Genomic DNA, 21,026 nt, shown 5'->3' on the forward strand with positions numbered 1-21,026 from the left:
CCTTTGAGTCTTGATCCAGATATCGCGGCATTGCTCGAGATGGTGCAGGCCGGCACCGAAAGCGGCGCGCGCGTTCCGTTTCCGCAATTGACTGCTGCGCAGGCGCGGGCCGATTTCGATGCGTCCTCGCCGCTGCTCGACGTCGATCCGCCGGCGCTTGCCTACGAGCGGCGTTTGTCGCTGCCGGTGCGGGATGGCGCGATCATCGAGGCGCGGCTTTATGCGAGCGCGCAGCCGAGCGAACGCACTCCCATTCCGGTTCTTCTTTACATGCACGGCGGCGGCTTCGTCGTCGGCAGCCTCGATTCGCATCAGCCATTGTGCCGCGGCCTCGCCAAGGACAGCGGTGCGGCCGTGCTCTCGGTCGGCTACAGGCTCGCACCGGAGCACAAGTTTCCGACCGCTTTCGAGGATGCGGTCGACGCGCTAGCCTGGATTGGCCTCGAGGGCCGCGCGATCGGCCTCGATCCGCGCCGGGTCGCCGTCGGCGGCGACAGCGCCGGCGGAACGCTTGCCGCCGCGCTCGCGATCGAGGCGAGGACAAACAGGGGCCTTCCGCAGCCGGTGCTTCAGATTCTCGCTTATCCTGGTCTCAGCTCTCGACAGACCTCCGCATCCTACCAGCGCTACGGTACCGGCCATCTCCTGGAGCGTAGCACCGTCGATTGGTTCTTCCGGCAATATCTCCGCGACGAGTCGGATCGCGACGATTGGCGTTTCGCGCCGCTCGCAGCGGATGATTTGTCAGGCCTCGCTCCCGCATGCATCGTCCTCGCCGAGTTCGATCCGCTGGTGGACGAGGGAAACGATTATGCAGCCCGCTTGGCGGCGGCCGGTGTTCCCGTCGATCTGCACGTTTATCCCGGCATGATCCATGAATTCCTGCGCATGGGGAATGTCGTGGCCGATGCCTTGCAGGCGAGGGCGGCGATCGGGCGGGCGCTGGCCAAGGCCTTTCTCGCCGCTGGCGAAAACGGGGCCTGACATGGAATGCAGCGTGAGCCAAAGTATGTCATGATCATCATCTCTCGCGGCCTCTTTGCGAGAGGCGCCTGAACGGATCCCATGAGCACCTCTATTCCAGACCATAGGCTGTCCCGCCGTGCGCTCCTCGGCGCGGGCGCAGCGATCGGAGGCACGGCCCTTGCGGGTCCATGGCCCACGGCGTTTGCCCAAACCGCTGGATCGCAATCCGGGCCCCGGGTCGCCGCGCTCGGCTGGGCCTGTGCCCAGACGATCCTGGCGCTCGGCGTCGTGCCGCTGGTGATTCCGGAGATCGAGCGCTATGGCCGGCTCGTCGTCGAGCCGCCCGTTCCGTCCGCGGTTCAGGAAATCGGTCTGCGTTCGGAGCCAAATCTCGAACTGCTGCAGAGCTTCGCGCCCGACATCATCGTCATCGATCCCAGCATTGCGGCCGCCGTCCCCCGGCTCAAGCTGATCGCGCCGGTCGAAACGTTCACGATCTTCAGACCCGGCGGGCATCCTCTCGACACGGCGCGCCATTCGACGCTGGAGCTTGCCAAACGCCTCGGGGTGCAGTCGGCGTGCGAAGCCTATTTCGCCCGTTTCGACGTCGCCATGGCCGGCTATCGTGAGCGGCTCCGGGGTCGCGGCGGCAAGCCGCTCTATCTCGTCAGCGAGATCGCGCGCAACCGCGCGCTCGTGTTCGGTCCGAACAGCCTCTATCAGGAGGTGCTCGATCAGTGCGGATTGAGGAATGCCTGGACCGGACAGAGCGGCCCATGGGGCCATACCAGTGTTGGGCTCGAAGTGCTCGCCGCGGTTCCGGACGCGCGGCTGGTGTTGATGACCTCGCGGGTCGCGGATGTCGAAGCGCTGCTGAAAGCAAGCCCTGTGCTTCAAACCCTGCCGTCTCTTCGGTCGCATCGGCTGACGGTCCTGGGTAATCAATTTTTCTATGGCGGCGTGCCGGCGGCCGAACGTTTCGCCCGCCTTCTCGCCGAACGTCTGCCGCGGGAAAGCCATGAGCAAGGTTGAGGCACTGCCGGCCCGGTCCGGCTCGGAGATGCATCCGGCGGTGCTGATCGGCTTGCTGCTGGCAGCCGCGGCCGCGCTGACCTGGCGCAACCTGTCCGGATATCTGCCCGCGGGCGCCTGGCTGCCGGTGCTGTGGCGGCCCGAGGTCACCGATCCCCAGCAGATGCTCGTGCACTACACCGTTTTTCCGCGCATCGCAGTGGCGCTGCTGGCCGGCGCAGCCCTCGGTCTTGCCGGCACGGTCTCTCAGCAGGTGTTGCGCAATCCGCTTGCGGAGCCGAGCACCATCGGCGTCCTGAACGGCGCCTATCTTGCGCTGGCCGTGACGACGCTGTGGGCGCCGTCGCTGCTGGCCTTCGGCCGCGAGTGGATTGCGCTGTGCGGCGGGTTCGCTGCGTTCCTGTGCGTGTTCGGGCTGACTTGGAAGCGTGCGCTGTCGCCCGTCGTCCTGGTGCTCGCTGGATTGATCGTCAGCTACTACTGCGCGGTGACCACCCAGGCGCTGGTGCTGCTCAACCACGAATATCTGATCGGTCTGTTCATCTGGGGCGCCGGCTTCCTCAATCAGCAGGATTGGAGCAACGTCACCTTCCTGGCGCCGCGGCTGCTGATTTCGATCGTGCTGATCGCGGCGATGGTTCGTCCGCTGACCCTGCTCGGCTTCGACGACGAGACCGCGCGCAATCTGGGCCTCGGATTGACGAGGGCCCGGGTCTTCGCGCTCGTCATCGCGATCGCGCTCAGCGCGTCGGTCGTCAGCGTGGTCGGCGTCATGGGATTTGTCGGTTTGTCCGCGCCGGCCATCGTCATGCTGTCAGGCGCGCGCCGCTTTCGCGACCGGCTGATCTGGGCGCCACTTTGCGGCGCCCTGCTGCTGTGGCTGACGGATCAGCTCGTGCTTCTGATCCCGCCCGGCTATCGCGAAATGCCGGCCGGTGCGGTGACGGCCCTGATCGGCGCGCCAATGTTGCTCGTGCTGCTGCCGCGGCTGCGGGCCGCCATGCCGATGGGAAACCTCACGCCATCCGTTCCGGCGCGGCTCGATCATCCCTGGCGCGTGATCCTGTTCGCGTTCGTCTTGCTGCTGCTTGCCGTCTGGATCGCACTCGGCCTCGGGGTCGGCTCCGACGGCTGGCGCTGGAGCGGCCTGTCGGGCTTGCAGGAATTCTGGCCGTGGCGCTGGCCGCGCGTGGTGTCGGCGCTGGCAGCTGGCGCGACGCTGGCGGTCGCCGGCACGCTGCTGCAGCGGATGACCGGAAACCCGATGGCCGCGCCGGAGGTCATGGGCATCAGCTATGGCGCCGCGATGGGCGTGATCGTTCTGCTCTATCTCTTTCCCGCCCACACCAGGCTGGAGCAGATTGCAGCGGCCGGGATCGGCGCCTTCATCGTGCTGGCGCTGGTGCTGCTGTTCAGCCGGCGGTCCGAGTTCAGTCCGGAGCGCGTGCTGCTGGCAGGCGTCGCCATGAGCGCGGCATTCGGCGCGATCATTGCCATGGCGCTGGCGACAGGCGATCCCCGCATCGGCACGCTGCTGTCGCTGCTGACAGGCTCGCTCTACCAGATCGGCCCGGCCGAGGCCGCAATCCTCGCCGCCGCGGCGCTCGTTCTGCTGATCATGGTGCCAATGCTGTCCCGCTGGCTTGATATCCTGCCGCTGGGGCCTGCGACCTCGCGTTCGATCGGCATCTCGCTGACGCGGAGCCGCGTCATCATCATGCTGCTGACGGCGTTGCTGACGGCGACGGCCACGCTGATGGTTGGTCTTCTGAGCCTGGTCGGCTTCATCGCGCCGCATATGGCACGGATGATGGGGGCGCAGCGCGCGCTGCATCAGGCGGCGCTGGCCGCGTTGATCGGGGCGATCCTGATGGTGACGGCGGATTGGGCCGGACGCATGGTGATCTTCCCGTTCCAGATGCCCGCCGGCATCTTCGCCATGATGCTTGCCGGACCCTATCTCATCTGGCTGCTGCGCCCGCAGCGCGGTTGACGGCGCTCACCGCGCGAAGCTGATGAGATGGCCATGGTCCGGCGACGGCATCACGCCCATGGGGATGCCGTAGATGGTTTCGAGCTCGGCCGGCGTCATGATCTTGTCCGGTGTGCCGCGCGCGATCAGCTTCCCGGAATGCAGCGCGATGATCTCGTCGCAGAAGCGGGCGGCCATGTTGACGTCGTGGAGCACCACGACCACGCCGAGACTGCGCTCGCGGGCGAGCTGTCTGACCAGCGACAGCACTTCGATCTGATGAGCGATGTCGAGCGCCGAGGTCGGCTCGTCAAGCAGCAGGCACTCGGCGTCCTGCGCAACCAGCATGGCGATCCACACCCGCTGGCGCTCGCCGCCCGACAACGTATCGACCAGGCGATCCGCAAAGGGTTCGATATGGGTCAACGCCATGGCGTTTGCGACCTTCTCGCGGTCGATGTCACCGAACCGTCCGAGCGCGCCGTGCCAGGGATAGCGACCGAGTGCGACCAGCTCCTTGACCAGCATGCCGGCGGCGGGCGGCGTCTGCTGCGGCAGGTAGGCGACCTTGCGGGCATAGTCCCGATCGCTCCAGGCGCGCAGTGCGCGGCCTTCGAAACGGATCGTTCCCGACGAGCTCGGCTGCTGGCGCGACAATAATTTCAGCAAGGTCGATTTGCCGGAGCCATTATGGCCGATCAGCCCGACGACGCTGCGTGCGGGAAGGGATAGCGTCAGCGGTTCGAGCAGCGCGCGCCCGGCCACCGCGAAGCCGACCTGGTCGAGCTGGAACAAGGGCGCGGGCGCTTCCAGCGAGGCCTGCGTGACGTCGGGCAAGGCGAGCGTCCTTTCGCTCGTCTGCGAGTGTTGGATCGTCATGGTTGGCGTAGGCTCCAATAGGCGACGGCCAGAAGCTGGTCGCGGGAAAGCTTTCGCTCATCGCGCAGATGGTTGCGCAGGGCCTTCAGCGCCTGCGCCTCACACGCGATCCAGGCGAAGACGTCCCGATGGTCCGGCCATCGCACCGCCTTGACGGCGTCGACCAGGAGCTGCGTCGTCCCGGCTGGACGGCCCTCGCGATGCAACCAGCGGATTGCTACCCCGGCCGGGGCGACCAGCGGAACTTCCTCGCGCCGATCCGCGACCTCGATAAAGGCCTCACCCGTCGCCGTCGCGGGCAGCGTCTCCAGAATTCGCGCGATGGCGGGCAGGGCGGTTTCGTCGCCCGCCAGCAGCACCCAGCGCGCCGGACGAATGCCCCGGCCGAGCGGGCCGGCCATGCCGCAGATGGCGCCGGCCGTCGCGTTCACGGCGAACGCCGAGCCCGGCCCGGCATGATCATGGACCACGAAGTCGATGTCGATCTCGCGGCTCTGCAAGTCGATGCGGCGGATCGTGTAATAGCGGGTGACGGGCCTGCGGTCGGGCTCGGGCCACAGGATGCGTCCGTCGGGCGCGGGCCACGGCCATTCGGGCTTGGCGAGGCCCTCGGGCGGGAAGTACAGCCGCACGTGCAGATCGTCGTCATTCGCGAAACGGGCGAGATCGTCGCCCGTGAAGGTCAGCCGCCGCATGTGCGGCGTCAGGGTGATCGCGGCCTTCAGCCGCACTTCACGGAAATTGGCCAGCGTGCCGCCGTTGGATTCGTGACCTGACCAAATGATGGTTGGGGCAATGTCTCCCGCGAACTCGATCACATGCGAGGCGACGACCGAGCGCAGCATTTCCAGATTGCCCTTGTCGTTGGCCTCGACGCGGATCTTGAGCGCTTCGGCCTCGACGGCGAGGAAACTGGTGCCGAACGGCAGTTTCGCCACCATGAGACCGTCCCGGTCCTCGAAGGCGATGTCATGCTCGGCCAGATGATCGATCATCCGCGCGGCGAGGCCGGCGGCGTCGGGAAGCGCGATGCGGGTTTCGGAGATCAGCAAGTCCAAACTCATTCTCCACCGGCCTGTCCGATGCCAGCCTGCAAGCGCTTCAAATGTCCGGATGTCGCGGCCTGGCACGGCTCTGGATCAAAAATCCTGCTCGCTCGCCGGCTGCGATGCAAAAGCGATACTACCCGCATCATATTAAAGGCATTGCCGATCCCAAATTAGAATCCATCGAAAGAGCAGCGAAAATAACCGCTGGAGTTGCGGTGCTGCCATCATGTATTCGCATCACTTCGGCACGGCTTGTCCGCCCATATAGGTTCGCTTCAGGTCTCCTCCAGCGCGGCTCTCATCATGAACTCACGAAGCGGCCTGACGACGCAGATCCTGCAGCTCCTGCGGCCCTACTGGCCACTCGTGCTCGGCGGCAGCGTTCTCGGAGTGGTCGGCGGTGCCTCCGTCGCGGCGTTGCTCGCGGTCGTGAATCATGGGCTTTATGCCACGCAGGCCGACGTGGTAACGCTGTTTTTCGCCTTCGCTGGCCTGTGCCTTCTGATCCTGATCGGTTCCATTGGCGCCGACATCAGCGCCAATTTTGTCGGACAGCGGATCATCGCCGAGCTTCGTAAGTCGCTCGCCGCCAAAATCCTGGCTGCGCCGATCGATCAGCTCGAAATCTACCGGACGCATCGCCTGATCCCGGTTCTCACGCAGGACGTCGACACGATCAGCGATTTCGCGTTCTTCTTTTCGTCCTTTTTCGTGTCGCTCGTGATCGCGCTCGGCTGCATGGTTTACCTGGCGGTGCTGTCTTGGCAGCTTTTCCTGATCACGGGAGTCGTCATCGTGCTGGGATCGCTGGCGCATGGATATGCGAGGACGCGCGGCGTTCGCGGCTTCAGCACCGCGCGAGAGGCCGAAGATCAGCTGCACAAGCAATATCGCGCGATCGCCGAAGGTGCCAAGGAGTTGCGCCTCAATCGGGTGCGCCGTCGGCGCGTCTATGTCGAGCAGCTCCAGCAGACCGTCGACCGGATCAGCTCGGTGCAGATCAGGTCGATCAATCTGTTCGTGACGGCGCGGGCGTTCGGGACGATGCTGTTCTTCGTCGTGATCGGCGTGGCGCTGACCTTGCGACCGTTCCTGTGGCCCGACAGTCCCGCTGCGGTGTCCAGCGGGTTCGTGCTGGTGCTGCTCTTTATGCGCGGGCCTATTGACCAGGTCATTGGCATCCTGCCGGCGCTCGGTCGCGCCCAGGTCGCGATGCGCCGCATTGCGGAGCTCTCGGGGCAGTTCTCGAGCCCCGAGCACGATCTGCTGGCCAGTGCGCCCGCTGCACCCGGCAAGACCGCCATCGAATCCATCGAGCTCCGCGGCGTAACCTATGCTTTTCGCGCCGTGCCGGGCAGCGATCCCTTTGTCCTCGGGCCGGTTGATCTGTTCGTTCGGCAAGGCGACATCGTCTTCGTCGTGGGGCAGAACGGCAGCGGAAAGACGACCCTGATCAAGTTGTTGCTGGGCCTTTATGCTCCGCATGGCGGCGCCGTGCTGCGCGACGGTTCGCCGGTCCTGACGGAGACACGCGACGATTACCGCCAGCTCTTCACGACCATCTTCTCCGACTATTATCTGTTTGAGGATCTCATTCGTGGAGAGGGCGTGGTTCCTGATGTGGCGGAACGCTATCTCCAGCGGCTGGAGGTCGCGCACAAGGTCTCGGTCGAGAACGGCGTGTTCACGACGACGGACCTGTCGACCGGACAGCGCAAGCGATTGGCGCTGATGAATGCATGGCTCGAGGAAAGACCCGTGCTCGTGTTTGACGAATGGGCCGCGGATCAGGATCCGGCGTTCCGGCACATCTTCTATACGGAGCTGCTGCCCGATCTGAAGCGTCTCGGAAAGACCATCATCGTGATTTCACACGATGATCGCTATTTCGGGATTGCGGATCATCTGGTGCGGCTGCGCGACGGCAAGATCGTCGCAAGCGAGGCAAGGGCCAGCAACGTCGCTGGGCCTTCCGCAGTTCCAACCGATGCGCCGCTTTAGACACATTGTAGCGAGCCGCTGGCGCCATCTGTCGCACAAATGACGGCATACGATCCCGTTTTGCGACAGGCCGTCAGATTTGTAGAGAATCTAATCTGCGTGTGCGCGCATTCCTTGTCAGCCTGTAGGCGAGTGATCTACACCACGCCTCAACGATGATCGAGATGCGAGGGCCGGATGAACAAGGCTTCGGATTCCGGAACCGGACCTCGTGCGTTCCCGGTCGGCCCATATTCCGCTCAGACCGTTTTCCAGGAGGGCGATCGCCTTCGCGTCGTCGCCGCCGATGTGACCGCGTTGGAACTGCGTCTGCGCGAGCGCGTCGATCACCTCGATATCCTGAATGCCTCGGACGACCGCGAGGTTGCGGCACGGGCGGTGTCGGCGTCCGCCGAGGCGCTGTTTGCCTGGCGACCTGGCGCCGATCGACTTGTTCTGGACTTCGCTGGAAGAGCGCCGCTTGCACGAGAGCTGACCGAGAGTGGTCTTGCCATCATGTCCGAGGGGCGACTGGTGCTGCTGCCCGAACTGGTGATGCAGCGGCGGGACAACTGGCTGGTCAACCCCGGGCGACCGCCATTGCCGCAACTCCACGTCATGACGGACGGCAAGCGCCATCCGCGCCGCGCCGCAAAGCCGGCGGGAAAGGTGTACGGTCGTTTCATTCCCTGGCTGTCGGAGGTCATCTCGTTTCGCGTGGCCGATCTCGAGAATGACCTCCATTTGTTGCACCGCTGGATGAACGATCCTCGCGTCGATGCATTCTGGAACGAGGCGGGCGATCTCGGCAAGCATCGGCGATATCTGGCCGGCATTCTGGCCGATCCTCATATGCTGCCGTTGATCGGCTGCTTCGGCGAGCAGCCGTTCGGCTATTTCGAGCTCTATTGGGCCAAGGAAAATCGCATTGCGCCGTTCTATGATGCCGACGACTATGACCGGGGATGGCACGTGGTCGTGGGCGAGGACGCTTTTCGCGGCGCTCGTTACATCAGCGCGTGGCTGCCGTCTCTGATGCACTACATGTTCCTCGACGATTGCCGCACGCAGCGGATCGTCGGGGAGCCGGCGGCGGCGCATACGCAGCAGCTTCGCAATCTCGAGCGCTCGGGATTCGCAAGGATCAAGAACTTCAACTTTCCCCATAAGCGCGCGACCCTGGTCATGCTGTTGCGCGAGCGCTTCTTCGGCGATCGGCTTTGGCTTCCGGCAGCCGCCGGCCCAACGGTCTCGTCTTAAAGCGCAAGCGGAGCGCGGCTTCATGTCCCATCAACTTGCGATCGAGCACGACGTCATTGGCGTCGGATTCGGGCCTTCCAATCTCGCGCTCGCCATCGCATTGGACGAATGCGCGAAGCGATCACGGCTGAAATGCACGCCGCTGTTCGTGGAGAAGCAGCCGCACTTCACCTGGCATGGCGGCATGCTGCTTCCGGGCAGCGACATGCAGATATCGTTTCTCAAAGATCTGGTCTCCTTGCGCGATCCGACCAGTCCCTTCACCTTCGTGAACTACCTGCATAAGCGCGGCCGCCTACTGGATTTCATCAACTGCCGGACGTTCTATCCGAGCAGGGTCGAGTTCAACGATTACCTGCAGTGGGTGGCGAGCCATTTCAAGTCGCAGGCCGCTTACGGCGAGACCATCGTCGCCGTCGAGCCGGTGACGGCCGGGCAGACGGTGACGTCGTTGCGGGTGCATTCGCGCTCGCTCGCCGGCGGGGAGACCGTGCGGCTGGCGCGAAATCTCGTGGTCGCGGTTGGAGGCCAGCCCTATGTTCCGCAGGTGTTTGCCAAGGCTACCGACGATCGCAGGCTGCTGCATTCCAGCCGCTATCTCGACCTGATCGAGCGCGTTGTCCCGCGCGGCCGGTCCGTGCGTGTGGCCGTCGTCGGTGGCGGACAGAGCGCGACCGAGGTAACGGTCGATCTTCATGGCCGATGTCCCGAAGCGCATATCGATCTGATCTTCCGCGGCCATGCTCTCAAGCCGTCCGACAGCAGTCCCTTCGTCAACGAGATCTTCAACCCCGACTATACGGACTTCGTCTACGCGCAGCCTGCCGAGCGGCGGGATGCGATCGTCCGCAACTTCCGGAACACCAACTACGCCGTCGTCGATGCCGACCTGCTGGACCAGCTTTATCGGCTGCTCTACCAGCAGCGCGTCGGTGGCGACACAAGGGTCATGTTGCGTCCCCGCAGCGAGATTTCCAATGTGGATGCGGGACCGGACGGCATCGAGATCGGCGTGATTGACAAGTTCCGCGGCGAAAACCGTCGTTCGACTTATGACGTGGTCGTGCTGGCGACGGGATACGACAGGGAGACGCCGCACGGGTTTCTCGAACCGATCCGCCGCTACATTCGCGATGCGGCGCTGGATCGCAACTACCGGCTCGTGATCAATCCGGCGTTCCGGCCGCAGATCCACCTCCAGGGCTATTCGGAATCCTCTCACGGTCTGAGCGACACGCTGCTTTCGGTGATTGCCGTGCGGTCGCAGGAGATTGCGGAGTCTCTGCTCTCGACAATCTCGCGCCGGGAACTCATCGCCTAGAACACGATCCGGGAGAGATCGCAGCTCCAAAAGCCTTGCGCGGATGGAGATTGAAACGCATCACGAATCGTCCCGTTCTCATTACACAATAGCCGGCGTTCTCGCGGTCACCCTGCAGGCGTGTTCCGCTGTCGCTTTGGGGTTCCCCGATCTAGAACCTGTCTAATCGAGATCAACCGCAGCGTGTACGTGTGAGACAACGCCGATTGGCTTTGCTAGAGGAGTTCTTAGAACGATCTTGGAATTTCTGAAAGTCTAGCTGGAATTGACCGTGAGGAAAGCTCTCGTTCCCAAGCAGGGGCAAAGCCTTCTCCCTGAGCGAATTGCAGGCATTCTGGTTCACAGTCCGCTTGCGGCGTTGGTTGGCAGAGAGCCCGTGACGCGCATGCACTACCTCCTCGAGATTGCGTCGCTTCACACCAAGGCCGAGCTCCTGGCGCAGCCGGGCTTGGGACGCTCAGGCATGCGTCGCATCGAGAACTGGATGGCCTTTCACGGACACCGCATGCGCGACGTGAATGAGAGTCTCGATAGCGTCATCTGCCGCTTTGCGTTCCGACGTTCTTCCGTTCGGAAAGGAAACGTTCGTTCTCTCCCCTTATCGGCGTTGCCCTCGCGTTTCACGCGGGCGGCTGGTGGCTAAGGCGGTACATGCGTGGGCGCAAAGCAGGTCGATTGTTTTCAGACGCTGTCTCACGAGCTTGAGCATTGGACCGGTGCTCCCTGTCGAAGCCAGCGAGCTCGCCCGAGTGCTCGCAGGCGAGCTACTGCTTGAGCTTGGTGTAGCGCCGCGGCGTACGCCAATCCTCGCGGCCCGCAACAAGCGAGGTAAGGACGGCCGAGTGGCGAAGCCTGATCTGATCAGGCGCAACCACGCTGCACAGATTTGCTGCATGGCGACGTGATTGGAGCAGCCTGCGCTGCAATAGCGTGCTTGATTTCGCTTTCGATCTCTCATGTTGGTTAGGGGCTATCGTGTCCACGACATGTGCACCGGGAGATCAAGGCAAATCTTCCGACGGCCCACGTGAGTGAGCATGCTCTTCGCGCGCTACTCGCTGGCAGCGGACTGGTCGCGTTCGACGTGTACGCGTTCGAGCGCGGCGCCGCGCCGTGTTGCCGCGAACCGCTTGCCGTCTGGTCTGGCGCCGGCCTTCCCCGCGCCGATTGGCTCGCAGAGCGTGCCATCGGGCCCGGCACGGTCATGAAATCCGCTATTCCCGTCGGGGGCTCGAAAGTCTATATGATCCATATGTTGTCTCATCGCTTTTCCGTGGCCCCCATGATGGATTGGACCGACCGGCATTGCCGGGTGTTCCACCGTCACCTGACGCGGCGGGGATTGCTCTATACCGAGATGCTGACGACCGGCGCGATCATTCACGGCGACCGGGTGCGGCTGCTTGGGTTCGACGCGGTCGAGCACCCCGTGGCGCTTCAGCTCGGCGGATCGGATCCGCGCGAGCTCGCGGCGGCGGCACGGATCGGCGAGGACTTCGGTTATGACGAGATCAATCTCAATGTCGGCTGCCCGTCCGATCGTGTGAAGGATGGCCGTTTCGGCGCCTGTCTAATGGCCGAGCCGGAGCTGGTGGCGAGGTGCGTCGACGCGATGAAGCGCGTGGTCGCCGTTCCTGTCACGGTGAAGTGCCGCATCGGCATCGATGATCAGGATCCGGAGGTCGCGCTCGATGCGCTCGCGCGTGCGGTGGTCGCCGCGGGGAGCGATGCGTTGATCGTGCACGCCCGCAAGGCCTGGCTCAACGGCCTGTCGCCGAAGGAGAACCGCGATATCCCGCCGCTCGACTATGATCGCGTCTACCGGCTCAAGCGCGCGATGCCCGATGTGCCCGTCATCATCAATGGCGGCGTTCGGAGCATCGACGAGGCAAAGGCGCATCTTGCCCATGTCGACGGCGTGATGCTCGGCCGCGCCGCCTATCAGGAGCCGTGGCGGCTGCTCGCGGTCGACCACGAAATCTTTCGAGCGCCGGCGCCGCACGCCACCATGCAGGACGCGCTCGAGGCGATGATGCCCTACATCGAAGAGCAGCTCGCGCACGGCACGCGGCTGCACGCGATCACGCGGCATTTCGTCGGCGCATTTCATGCTGTGCCCGGCGCGCGTGCGTTCCGCCGGCATCTTGCCGAGCAGGGTGTGAAGCCCGGCGCCGGTCTCGACGTGCTGCGCGAGGCGATCACGTGTGTCGGGGCCCGCGCGCCGGCTGAGGCGGCCTAAATGAGCGGGAGCATGATCCGGAAAAGTGCGCAGCGGTTTTTCGAAAAGATCATGTTCAAACAACAACCTAAAGCGCGAGACGATTCATCCTAATCGCATCGCGCTTTAGTCGACCGCCGTGCGCGCGCGGCGGGGACTGCGCTGCTGCTCCGGATACCCTGTCAGCATCAGCGTGTCGGCGCGCACGCCCCAGCTTTCCAGCCGGTCGAGGAAGCTCATGCCGAGCAGATTGGTCTTCATCTGGCCGCGCTGCACGACGAGGGCCGGCACCGACTTCTCGACCAGCTTGCCGACGGCGAGACGGTCGAGCGTGAGCCGCGCTGCCTTGGTGTGGCCGCCTGCGGTCTCGAGATCGACGTCGTATTCAAGCATCTCGAGCGGCAGCCCGATCGCCCTTGCGGTTTCCCAGGTCAGCACCACCGACGTCGCGCCGGTATCGATCACCATCGGCGCAGTGACGCCGTTGATCTTCGCGCGCAGCGTGAATTCGCCGCCCTGGCCACGCGGGATCTGCACGGCCGGCGCCGGGGAGGCGGCTTGTGCGCGAAAAATATGCGAGACCTTGTGGCTGGCGCGCGCGATCTGGTCGGGATCGCCATAGGCGACGACGGCACCTGCCGTGCCGGCGAGCATGATCAGGACGAGCAGGAAGCGGATCATCGCGCGCCTCCAAGGGCACGCAGGCGGATCAGACGTGCTTTGGGGATCCAGCGATCCGCACTAGTCCGGCTTCCGTCATGCGCTCCGGCAAGAGGGCCATGATCGCGCGCCGGTCCGCGCTCTCCATGGCGTGCCAGCGTGCGATCTCCGGCAAGGTGCGGCCGCAGCCGAAGCACAGCTTCGTCTTGGGATCGATCATGCACACGGCGACGCACGGCGTTTCTTTGCTCATACGGACATAGTGAGGGATGATCGGGCATGTCTGCAAGCATCTCGTTAAGAGCCTGTGCCGGCACTCATGATCGGCTTGTGCCGCGGCCGGCGTTTCTCGTCCGGCACGACGGAGCTCTCCGGCTGGAGCGGTGGAGAATCGTCCGAGAGTGGGGCAAGCGCGCTCATCACGCGCTCCGGCGGGAATGTGACGATCACCTCGGTGCCGATGCGCAGCTTCGATTTCAACGTGAACGTGCCGCCGTGCAGGTCGATCAGGTTCTTGGCGATCGGCAGGCCGAGGCCGGCGCCCTGTTCGGCCGACTTGATCGAATTGGAGCCCTGGCCGAACGAGGCGAGCACGACCGGGATCTCGTCCTCGGGAATGCCGGAGCCGGAATCCCTCACCGAGAGATATTGTCCGCCGGAGGCGGTCCAGCCGGCCTTGAGCCAGATCTCGCCGCCCTGCGGGGTGAACTTGATCGAGTTGGAGAGCAGGTTGAGCACGACCTGGCGGATCGCGCGCTCGTCGGCCCAGAGCCGCGGCATCGCCTGCTCGAACACTTCGTGGATGGTGATGCCGCGGCTCGAGGCACGCAGCTTCATCAGATGATGGCAATCGGCGACGATGCCGACCAGGGACACCGCTTCCTCGTTGAGCTCGTAACGGCCGGCTTCGATCCGCGACAGATCGAGGATCTCGTTGATCAGGTTGAGCAGGTGCACGCCGGAATTATGGATGTCGGCGGAATATTCCTTGTAGACCGGTACCGCATGCGCGCCGAAAATCTCGCTCTTCATGACCTCTGAGAAGCCGAGGATGGCGTTCAGCGGCGTCCGCAGCTCGTGGCTCATCTGCGCGAGGAAGCGCGACTTGGCGACGTTGGCGGCTTCGGCGCGGTGGCGCGCTTCGTCCGAGATTGCCTTGGCCTGCTCCAGCTCGCCGATCAGCGCGTCCTTTTCCGCACGTGCTTCCAGCGTGGCGAAGGTGGAGGAGTGCAGGCGGTGCGCCAGCAGCACGAAATAGCCTTCGGCGGCGAGCGACAGCGCTGCCAGGATGTAATTGTCCAGCGATCCGGTCGTCACGAAGCTCAGCGCCATCGCAACCGCGACCGGCGCCGTGGCGGCGAGGGCTGCGATCGGCAGATTGGCCGCGAGCATGCTCGATACTGCGATCACCAGCAGCATCAAGAACATCATCAGCGTTTCCGTGACCATGTCGAGCACGGGATGGATCAGGATCGCCATCCAGCACAGGCCATAGAGCAGGTCGAGCACGACGAAGCGCGTCCGCCATGCGCGTGTCGCGGCCGGCGAGGCGGGCTCGGTCAGGAAGCGCCGGCAGCTGCGGATCATGGCGCTGTGGATGCAGAGCATGCCCGCGGTCCAGGCCGCGGCCGGGATCGGCTGCATCCATAGCCCGAACAGCACGCCGGTCGCCACCACCAGGAGCATCACGACATAGGAGGCCGACAGCCGGGTCTGGGCGTATTGCCGCAGCATCTCGGCGTCGAAAGCCGGCCGGGTTCCACTGGTCGACGTTAACTTGTCGCGCGCCTCGCGCACCCGCTGCGCCGCAGCCCTTCGGCTGCTCGCCGATGGCGCGCTCACCGGCTCGGCCGGAAGCTGCACGACCTCAGGCTTTTCAGCGGGGTTACTCATCAAGCAACACGGATTCCTGCCCACGCCGGACGCGGGCTTTCTGCATTGTCTATCTCTGGCAAGAAATCCTTAAGAGCTGACTTAAGGAGCTAAAGAATTACGTTAACCGAACGTTAATTCATACGCAGTCCGGGCGGCCGCTTTCATCAACCCGCGCTTCAATCATCTGAAGAAAACGAGCGTGACCAACCCGAAGACCGGCAGCAGCAGGACGGAGGTCCAGGCCATGTATCCGAAGAAGCCGGGCATGCCGACACCACTCGCTCGGGCAATTGCGTACACCATGAAATTGGGCGCGTTGCCGATGTAGGAGTTTGCGCCCATGAACACCGCACCGGCGGAAATCGCGGCAAGGGTCAAGGCGCCGTTCGTCATCAGATGCTTGGCGTCGCCTCCGGCAAGTTCAAAGAAGACCAGATAGGTCGGCGCATTGTCGAGAAAGGATGAGAGCAGGCCGGTCAACCAGAAATATGCGGCATTGTTCGGCGTGCCGTCGGCGTTGGTGACCATGTTTACGACGGAGGCAAACGCGCCGGATTTGCCGGCGTTGAGAATCGCGAGCACGGGAATGATGGTGATGAAGATCGCGGCAAACAGCTTTGCCACTTCGATCATCGGGCCCCAAGAGAAGCCGTTCGCGTCGTGGTCCTCCTTCGAGGTGACGGCGAGAGATGCGAACACGACTCCGATCATCACGGCATCGCGCAGGAGATTCTGCACCTGGAGATGCGTGCCGAGAACTTCAAATCCGCCGAGGTCGAGCTTGGCACTCAAGAGGATCGCAGCGATGATGACTCCCATCAAAGCGAAGTTGAGGCCGCCGCTGATCCGCAAGGGATTGTCCGGAGTTGGGTCCGGTTTGACGCGGCCTTCCTTGCGATAGAGATAAGTATCGATGCAAAAGAACAGGGCGAGCAGAATCCAGGCCGCGAACGTGGTCTGGGGAAGCAGGTGTGTCGTCGTCCAGAAAAAATCCACGCCGCGCAGGAACCCCAGAAACAACGGGGGATCTCCAAGGGGGGAGAGCGAACCGCCGATGTTGGACACCAGAAAGATGAAGAAGATCACGACGTGCGCGTTGTGCCGCCGATCGTCATTGGCGCGGATCACCGGTCGGATCATGACCATTGAGGCGCCGGTCGTGCCGATGACGCTCGCGATCAGAGTGCCGAGAGCGAGCAGCAGCGTATTCAGGACGGGGGAGCCGTGAAGATTGCCGCGCACCACGATTCCGCCGGCGACGGTAAACAGAGCGAGGAGCAGCAGAATGAACGGGACGTATTCGAGCAGCGCCGTATGAACGAGCGCTTGGACGGTTGGAAGCGGGCCGTACCAGATTGCAAGCGGCAGCGCGATCAGGGTGGCCCACATCGCGGCAATCTTGCCTTGGTGATGCTCCCAGAAGTGAGGCGCGGCGAGCGGAAATATGGCGATCGAGAGCAGCATCCCCGCGAATGGAAGCGCCCATTGCGGGCCAATGCTGGCACCATCGAGCGATGCGGCAAGCGCCTGCGAAGGTGATGCCAGCAGGGCCAGGAGCGCGACCGGGAACAGGCGCGCAACAACAGCAAGGACGGCGGCGATCACGTTAGGCAAGGCTTCCCCCCGGAAGTCTATGATTGTTTCGGTCGGCGCGCTTTACGGAACGCCGTCGCGACGGATGTCGCGACGACGTTCAAAGCCGGCTACGCCGAACCAGGTCGCAACAGAGCGTCAGCGTTGCAGGCGTGCGAGCAGGCTCGACGTATCCCAGCGCTTGCCGCCCATCTTCTCGACCTCGGAATAAAACTGATCGACGAGCGCGGTCACCGGCAGATTGGCGCCGTTGCGGCGGGCTTCGGCCAGCGCGATCGAGAGGTCCTTGCGCATCCATTCGACCGCGAAGCCGAAATCGTACTTGTCCTCGTTCATGGTCTTGTAGCGGTTCTCCATTTGCCAGGACTGGGCGGCCCCTTTCGAGATGGTCTCGATCACAGCGGCGACGTCGAGGCCGCTCTTCTTGGCGAAATGGATGCCCTCGGAGAGGCCCTGCACCAGACCGGCGATGCAGATCTGGTTGACCATCTTGGTCAGCTGGCCGCTTCCGGCGGGCCCGAGCAGCTTGCACATCCGCGCATAGGCGCCCGTGATGATCGGCTCGGCGCCGGAATAGGCGTCCTGCGCGCCGCCGCACATCACCGTCAGCACGCCGTTCTCGGCGCCGGCCTGGCCGCCGGAGACGGGGGCGTCGACGAATTTGAAGCCGGCCTTGGTCGCGGCTGCGTCGAGCTCACGGGCGACCTCGGCGGAGGCAGTGGTGTGGTCGACGAAGGTCGCACCCTTCTTCATGCCGGCGAAGGCGCCGTCGGGGCCGATCGTGACCGCGCGCAGATCGTTGTCGTTGCCGACGCAGCACATCACGAAATCCTGACCCTCGGCGGCGGCCTTCGGGGTCGGTGCGGTCTTGCCGCCGAACTTGTCCGCCCATTCCTTCGCCTTCGCCGCGGTGCGGTTGTAGACGGTGACCTCATGGCCCCCTTTTTTCACGAGGTGTCCGGCCATGGGGAAGCCCATCACGCCAAGACCGAGGAAAGCGACTTTAGCCATAGTGGTACCTTGTCCGTAGTTCGGGTTTACGGTTCTTGCCAAGCGAGGGATGCCTGGGTTCCGCGGTGAGGGCGGACCGGAGGCGCACCATAAACCCTTGAGGCCAGAGGGCAACGGCTTCGTTTGGCGGCCTGCCGTGCTAGGGTGGCGACCCAAGGATTTCAAAACAAGGGAGCGAGAGCATGGGCGGCGTGAGCGTAGGCGTCCTCGATCATTTCAACATCCGGACCCGGAATCTGGCCGAGACCGTCCGCTTCTACGAAGACGTGCTGGGCCTGGAAAAAGGCGCGCGGCCGAACTTCGCCTTCCCGGGCGCCTGGATGTACAGCGAGGGCAGGCCGGTGGTTCACCTCGTCGACATTTCCCCGACCGACGAGCCACAAAAGCCGGATTCCGGCGTTGTCCACCATGTCGCCTTCGCCAGTCGCGGCTTTGACGGTATGAAACAGCGGCTGGCGTCAAAGAAGATCAAGTTCGAGGCCCGCCAGGTGCCCGGTGGCGATCTCTGGCAGATCTTCGTCCACGACCCCAACGGGGTCATGATCGAGCTGAACTACGAGGCCGCCCTGGAGCAGGGGGCGGCGCCGGCCGAAAAGGCGGACGATATCGGCAGACAGTAGCCTTTTGGGCGTTTCCGCTCTAATGGGGCATCCTCAACTGCAGGAGATGCGCTTTGAGCGTGACGCAGCAACAGGTTCTCGATAGCCTCGCCAGGGTCCAGTCGCCCCGCGGGGTCGCGCTTCCCCATGCCAATGTGCTGAGCGCGATCAGCGCCTCCGACGGCAAGGTATTCTTCTCGATCAATGTCGACGCCGCCGAGGCAAGAGCCTGGGAATCCGTCCGGGCCGAAGCGGAAGCCGCCGTGCGCAGCATTCCCGGTGTCACCACCGTCATGGTGGCGCTGACCGCCGAGCGCAAGCCGGGCTCCGCGCCGCTGCCACCCCCGCAGCCGAGCCGCGGCGCGCCCGGCGTGCAGCCGGCCCATGCCCACAAGCCGCCCCAGGGCGGGGGGTCGCCGATGGCGCGGCAATCGGAAATTCCCGGCGTTGCCGCCGTAATCGCGGTCGCCTCCGGCAAGGGCGGCGTCGGAAAGTCGACCACGGCGCTCAATCTGGCGCTCGGCCTGCGCGACCTCGGCCTCAAGGTCGGGCTGCTCGACGCCGATATCTACGGCCCCTCGGTGCCGCGCCTGACGGGCCTGCGCGACAAGCCGGAGCTGAACGACGAGCGCAAGATGATTCCGCTTCGGCGCTTCGGGCTCGCCATCATGTCGATCGGCTTCTTGGTCGAGGAGGAGACCGCCATGATCTGGCGCGGCCCGATGGTGATGTCGGCGGTGACGCAGATGCTGCGCGACGTCGAATGGGGCAAGCTCGACGTGCTGGTCGTCGACATGCCGCCGGGCACCGGCGATGCCCAGCTCACGCTGGCGCAGAACGTGCCGCTCAAGGGCGCCGTGATCGTCTCGACCCCGCAGGACCTGTCCCTGATCGATGCACGGCGGGGGCTTGCCATGTTCAAGAAGGTCAACGTGCCCGTGCTCGGCATCGTCGAGAATATGAGCTACTTCCAATGTCCGCATTGCGGCACCAAGTCGGATATTTTCGGCCATGGCGGGGCGCGGCACGAGGCCGAGAAGCTCGGCGTCCCATTCCTGGGCGAGATCCCCCTGCACATGGCGATTCGCGCCACCTCGGACGCCGGCAATCCCGTGGTCGACAGCGAGCCGGACGGCCCTCATGCGGCGATCTACCGCGCCATTGCCGGCCAGGTCCGGGACCAGCTCAAGGGTGTCATCGCCGCGGCCTGAATGGGGGGCACCGCGGCAGGCTCCGGGGCATGCGACTTTCGTAGAGCCCCGTCATGTCATTGTCGCGTTCCGAAACCGGGCTGGCCGTGTTAAAGGCCCCCCGCAGTCAAGCCCCTTCGGTTCGACGCGACCTCAACGCGTCGCCGGAACGAGCGGCGGCAAGAAGAGAAGTCAAGGGGAAACGCCCCAGCAAGGAGAGACCTGAAGATGAAGCGTCGTGATTTTCTCAAAGTGTCGGCAGCAGGCGCGGCGGCGACCGCGGTGGCCTCGCCGGCGATCGCACAGTCCTCGCCCGAGGTGAAGTGGCGCCTGACTTCGAGCTTCCCGAAGTCGCTCGACACCATCTATGGCGGCGCCGAGCAGGTGGCGAAGTACGTCGCCGAGATGACTGACAACAAGTTCCAGATTCAGGTGTTCGCCGCCGGCGAAATCGTCCCCGGCCTCCAGGCGCTCGATGCGACCTCGAACGGCACGGTCGATATGTGCCACACCGTCTCGTACTATTACGTCGGCAAGGACCCCACCTTCGCGATCTTCGCCTCGGTGCCGTTCGGCCTCAACGCGCGTCAGCAGAATTCGTGGCTCTATCAGGGCGGCGGCAACGAGCTCGCCAACGAGTTCTTCAAGAAGTCGAACGTGATCGGCTTCCCATGCGGCAACACCGGTACCCAGATGGGCGGCTGGTTCCGCAAGGAGATCAAGACCGTTGCCGACCTCTCCGGCCTCAAGATGCGCATCGGCGGCATTGCCGGCCAGGTGCTGCAGAAGGTCGGCGTGGTGCCGCAGCAGCTCGCCGGCGGCGACATTTATCCCGCGCTGGAGAAGGGCACGATCGACGCCGCCGAGTGGGTCGGCCCCTACGATGACGAGAAGCTCGGCTTCGCCAAGGTCGCCAAGTACTACTACTACCCCGGCTTCTGGGAGGGCGGTCCGACCGTCCACGCCTTCGCCAACCTGGAAAAGTTCAATGCGCTGCCGAAGAGCTACCAGGCGATCCTCACGAACGCGACGGCGAACGCCAACAGCTGGATGGCTGCGCGCTACGACATGCAGAACCCGGCGGCGCTGAAGCGCCTGGTCGCCGGCGGCACCCAGCTGCGTCCGTTCACCAACGAGGTGCTGGAAGCCTGCCTCAAGGCGACCAACGAGCTGTGGGCCGAGGTCTCCGGCAAGAACGCCGACTTCAAGAAGGCCATCGACGCCATGCAGGCCTACCGCTCCGACGAATATCTGTGGTGGCAGGTTGCCGAATATACCTACGACAGCTTCATGATCCGCTCGCGCACTCGCGGCTGATTTATTGCTTAAGTAGTAAGACCGGAAAAGCCCGGCCTCGCTCGCGAGGCCGGGCTTTTTCTTTGCCGCAGTGCGATCGGGATGGCATTCGGTCCCGTGATGCT

Annotated in this window: 17 protein-coding genes; 10 read left to right on the plus strand and 7 right to left on the minus strand. The window is 64.2% G+C overall.

Annotated elements, in window-relative coordinates; translation table 11 throughout:
- Nucleotides 1-3 precede the first annotated feature (3 nt).
- The 3 genes from N2605_RS13055 to fhuB all read left to right on the plus strand — a co-directional run bounded on the left by N2605_RS13055 (nucleotide 4) and on the right by fhuB (nucleotide 3,991).
- Nucleotides 4-984, plus strand: coding sequence for an alpha/beta hydrolase (locus tag N2605_RS13055; protein WP_225146531.1), 981 nt, complete (start codon nucleotides 4-6; stop codon nucleotides 982-984).
- Between the two features lie 81 nt (nucleotides 985-1,065).
- Entirely contained in the window at nucleotides 1,066-1,998 is a 933-nt protein-coding gene (locus N2605_RS13060) for an ABC transporter substrate-binding protein (protein WP_225146532.1), read from the plus strand.
- The gene (gene fhuB, locus N2605_RS13065; protein WP_260346872.1) at nucleotides 1,985-3,991 is read left to right on the plus strand and encodes a Fe(3+)-hydroxamate ABC transporter permease FhuB; all 2,007 of its coding nucleotides are present in this window, start codon (nucleotides 1,985-1,987) and stop codon (nucleotides 3,989-3,991) included. The genes N2605_RS13060 and fhuB overlap by 14 nt, the downstream gene beginning before the upstream one ends.
- A 6-nt stretch (nucleotides 3,992-3,997) precedes the next feature.
- On the opposite strand, the gene N2605_RS13070 is transcribed toward fhuB, so the two are convergent.
- On the minus strand, nucleotides 3,998-4,849 hold the full coding sequence (locus N2605_RS13070) for an ATP-binding cassette domain-containing protein (protein ID WP_260346873.1): 852 nt from the start codon (nucleotides 4,847-4,849) through the stop codon (nucleotides 3,998-4,000).
- Nucleotides 4,846-5,901, minus strand: a complete 1,056-nt coding sequence (locus N2605_RS13075; protein WP_260346875.1) for a siderophore-interacting protein — start codon at nucleotides 5,899-5,901, stop codon at nucleotides 4,846-4,848. Before N2605_RS13075 ends, N2605_RS13070 begins: the two co-directional genes overlap by 4 nt.
- Nucleotides 5,902-6,201: 300 nt before the next feature.
- Between N2605_RS13075 and N2605_RS13080 the strand changes: the two genes are divergently transcribed.
- The 4 genes from N2605_RS13080 (at nucleotide 6,202) to dusA (ending at nucleotide 12,698) form a co-directional block, all read left to right on the plus strand.
- Entirely contained in the window at nucleotides 6,202-7,899 is a 1,698-nt protein-coding gene (locus tag N2605_RS13080) for a cyclic peptide export ABC transporter (protein ID WP_225146536.1), read from the plus strand.
- Between the two features lie 177 nt (nucleotides 7,900-8,076).
- Nucleotides 8,077-9,138, plus strand: coding sequence for a GNAT family N-acetyltransferase (locus tag N2605_RS13085; RefSeq protein WP_225146537.1), 1,062 nt, complete (start codon nucleotides 8,077-8,079; stop codon nucleotides 9,136-9,138).
- Nucleotides 9,139-9,160: 22 nt separating this feature from the next.
- Nucleotides 9,161-10,459, plus strand: a complete 1,299-nt coding sequence (locus tag N2605_RS13090; protein WP_036001610.1) for a lysine N(6)-hydroxylase/L-ornithine N(5)-oxygenase family protein — start codon at nucleotides 9,161-9,163, stop codon at nucleotides 10,457-10,459.
- Between the two features lie 1,282 nt (nucleotides 10,460-11,741).
- A complete protein-coding gene (gene dusA / locus N2605_RS13095) occupies nucleotides 11,742-12,698 on the plus strand; it encodes a tRNA dihydrouridine(20/20a) synthase DusA (protein ID WP_260346877.1) in 957 nt (318 codons plus the stop codon).
- Between the two features lie 105 nt (nucleotides 12,699-12,803).
- Here the strand turns inward: dusA and N2605_RS13100 are convergent, their stop codons facing one another.
- The 5 genes from N2605_RS13100 to N2605_RS13120 all read right to left on the minus strand — a co-directional run bounded on the left by N2605_RS13100 (nucleotide 12,804) and on the right by N2605_RS13120 (nucleotide 17,816).
- Nucleotides 12,804-13,358 (minus strand): TIGR02281 family clan AA aspartic protease, encoded by a 555-nt coding sequence (locus N2605_RS13100; protein WP_036001607.1) that lies wholly within the window; start codon nucleotides 13,356-13,358, stop codon nucleotides 12,804-12,806.
- Between the two features lie 28 nt (nucleotides 13,359-13,386).
- On the minus strand, nucleotides 13,387-13,590 hold the full coding sequence (locus N2605_RS13105) for a DUF1289 domain-containing protein (RefSeq protein ID WP_036001604.1): 204 nt from the start codon (nucleotides 13,588-13,590) through the stop codon (nucleotides 13,387-13,389).
- Nucleotides 13,591-13,634: 44 nt separating this feature from the next.
- Nucleotides 13,635-15,230 carry a sensor histidine kinase gene (locus tag N2605_RS13110; protein ID WP_036001601.1) on the minus strand — a complete coding sequence of 532 codons (1,596 nt, stop codon included), beginning with the start codon at nucleotides 15,228-15,230 and terminating at the stop codon, nucleotides 13,635-13,637.
- Between the two features lie 162 nt (nucleotides 15,231-15,392).
- The gene (locus N2605_RS13115; RefSeq protein WP_425248845.1) at nucleotides 15,393-16,826 is read right to left on the minus strand and encodes a sodium:proton antiporter; all 1,434 of its coding nucleotides are present in this window, start codon (nucleotides 16,824-16,826) and stop codon (nucleotides 15,393-15,395) included.
- A 117-nt stretch (nucleotides 16,827-16,943) separates the two neighbouring features.
- The gene (locus N2605_RS13120; protein WP_036001597.1) at nucleotides 16,944-17,816 is read right to left on the minus strand and encodes an NAD(P)-dependent oxidoreductase; all 873 of its coding nucleotides are present in this window, start codon (nucleotides 17,814-17,816) and stop codon (nucleotides 16,944-16,946) included.
- Between the two features lie 182 nt (nucleotides 17,817-17,998).
- Between N2605_RS13120 and N2605_RS13125 the strand changes: the two genes are divergently transcribed.
- From N2605_RS13125 to N2605_RS13135, 3 genes are all read left to right on the plus strand, one after another.
- The gene (locus N2605_RS13125; protein WP_036001594.1) at nucleotides 17,999-18,436 is read left to right on the plus strand and encodes a VOC family protein; all 438 of its coding nucleotides are present in this window, start codon (nucleotides 17,999-18,001) and stop codon (nucleotides 18,434-18,436) included.
- Nucleotides 18,437-18,489: 53 nt separating this feature from the next.
- Entirely contained in the window at nucleotides 18,490-19,626 is a 1,137-nt protein-coding gene (locus tag N2605_RS13130; RefSeq protein ID WP_036022219.1) for an Mrp/NBP35 family ATP-binding protein, read from the plus strand.
- Between the two features lie 207 nt (nucleotides 19,627-19,833).
- Nucleotides 19,834-20,922, plus strand: coding sequence for a TRAP transporter substrate-binding protein (locus N2605_RS13135; protein WP_057028813.1), 1,089 nt, complete (start codon nucleotides 19,834-19,836; stop codon nucleotides 20,920-20,922).
- Nucleotides 20,923-21,026: the final 104 nt, after the last annotated feature.

The sequence above is a fragment of the Bradyrhizobium yuanmingense genome, assembly GCF_025200905.1.
GTDB lineage: Bacteria > Pseudomonadota > Alphaproteobacteria > Rhizobiales > Xanthobacteraceae > Bradyrhizobium > Bradyrhizobium yuanmingense.

Coding starts and splice junctions, on each gene's coding strand:
- N2605_RS13060 (WP_225146532.1), top strand. CDS start 1,066: ATGAGCACCTCTATTCCAGACCATAGGCTGTCCCGCCGTGCGCTCCTC.
- fhuB (WP_260346872.1), top strand. CDS start 1,985: ATGAGCAAGGTTGAGGCACTGCCGGCCCGGTCCGGCTCGGAGATGCAT.
- N2605_RS13070 (WP_260346873.1), bottom strand. CDS start 4,849: ATGACGATCCAACACTCGCAGACGAGCGAAAGGACGCTCGCCTTGCCC.
- N2605_RS13080 (WP_225146536.1), top strand. CDS start 6,202: ATGAACTCACGAAGCGGCCTGACGACGCAGATCCTGCAGCTCCTGCGG.
- N2605_RS13085 (WP_225146537.1), top strand. CDS start 8,077: ATGAACAAGGCTTCGGATTCCGGAACCGGACCTCGTGCGTTCCCGGTC.
- N2605_RS13090 (WP_036001610.1), top strand. CDS start 9,161: ATGTCCCATCAACTTGCGATCGAGCACGACGTCATTGGCGTCGGATTC.
- dusA (WP_260346877.1), top strand. CDS start 11,742: ATGATGGATTGGACCGACCGGCATTGCCGGGTGTTCCACCGTCACCTG.
- N2605_RS13100 (WP_036001607.1), bottom strand. CDS start 13,358: ATGATCCGCTTCCTGCTCGTCCTGATCATGCTCGCCGGCACGGCAGGT.
- N2605_RS13105 (WP_036001604.1), bottom strand. CDS start 13,590: ATGAGCAAAGAAACGCCGTGCGTCGCCGTGTGCATGATCGATCCCAAG.
- N2605_RS13110 (WP_036001601.1), bottom strand. CDS start 15,230: ATGAGTAACCCCGCTGAAAAGCCTGAGGTCGTGCAGCTTCCGGCCGAG.
- N2605_RS13120 (WP_036001597.1), bottom strand. CDS start 17,816: ATGGCTAAAGTCGCTTTCCTCGGTCTTGGCGTGATGGGCTTCCCCATG.
- N2605_RS13125 (WP_036001594.1), top strand. CDS start 17,999: ATGGGCGGCGTGAGCGTAGGCGTCCTCGATCATTTCAACATCCGGACC.
- N2605_RS13135 (WP_057028813.1), top strand. CDS start 19,834: ATGAAGCGTCGTGATTTTCTCAAAGTGTCGGCAGCAGGCGCGGCGGCG.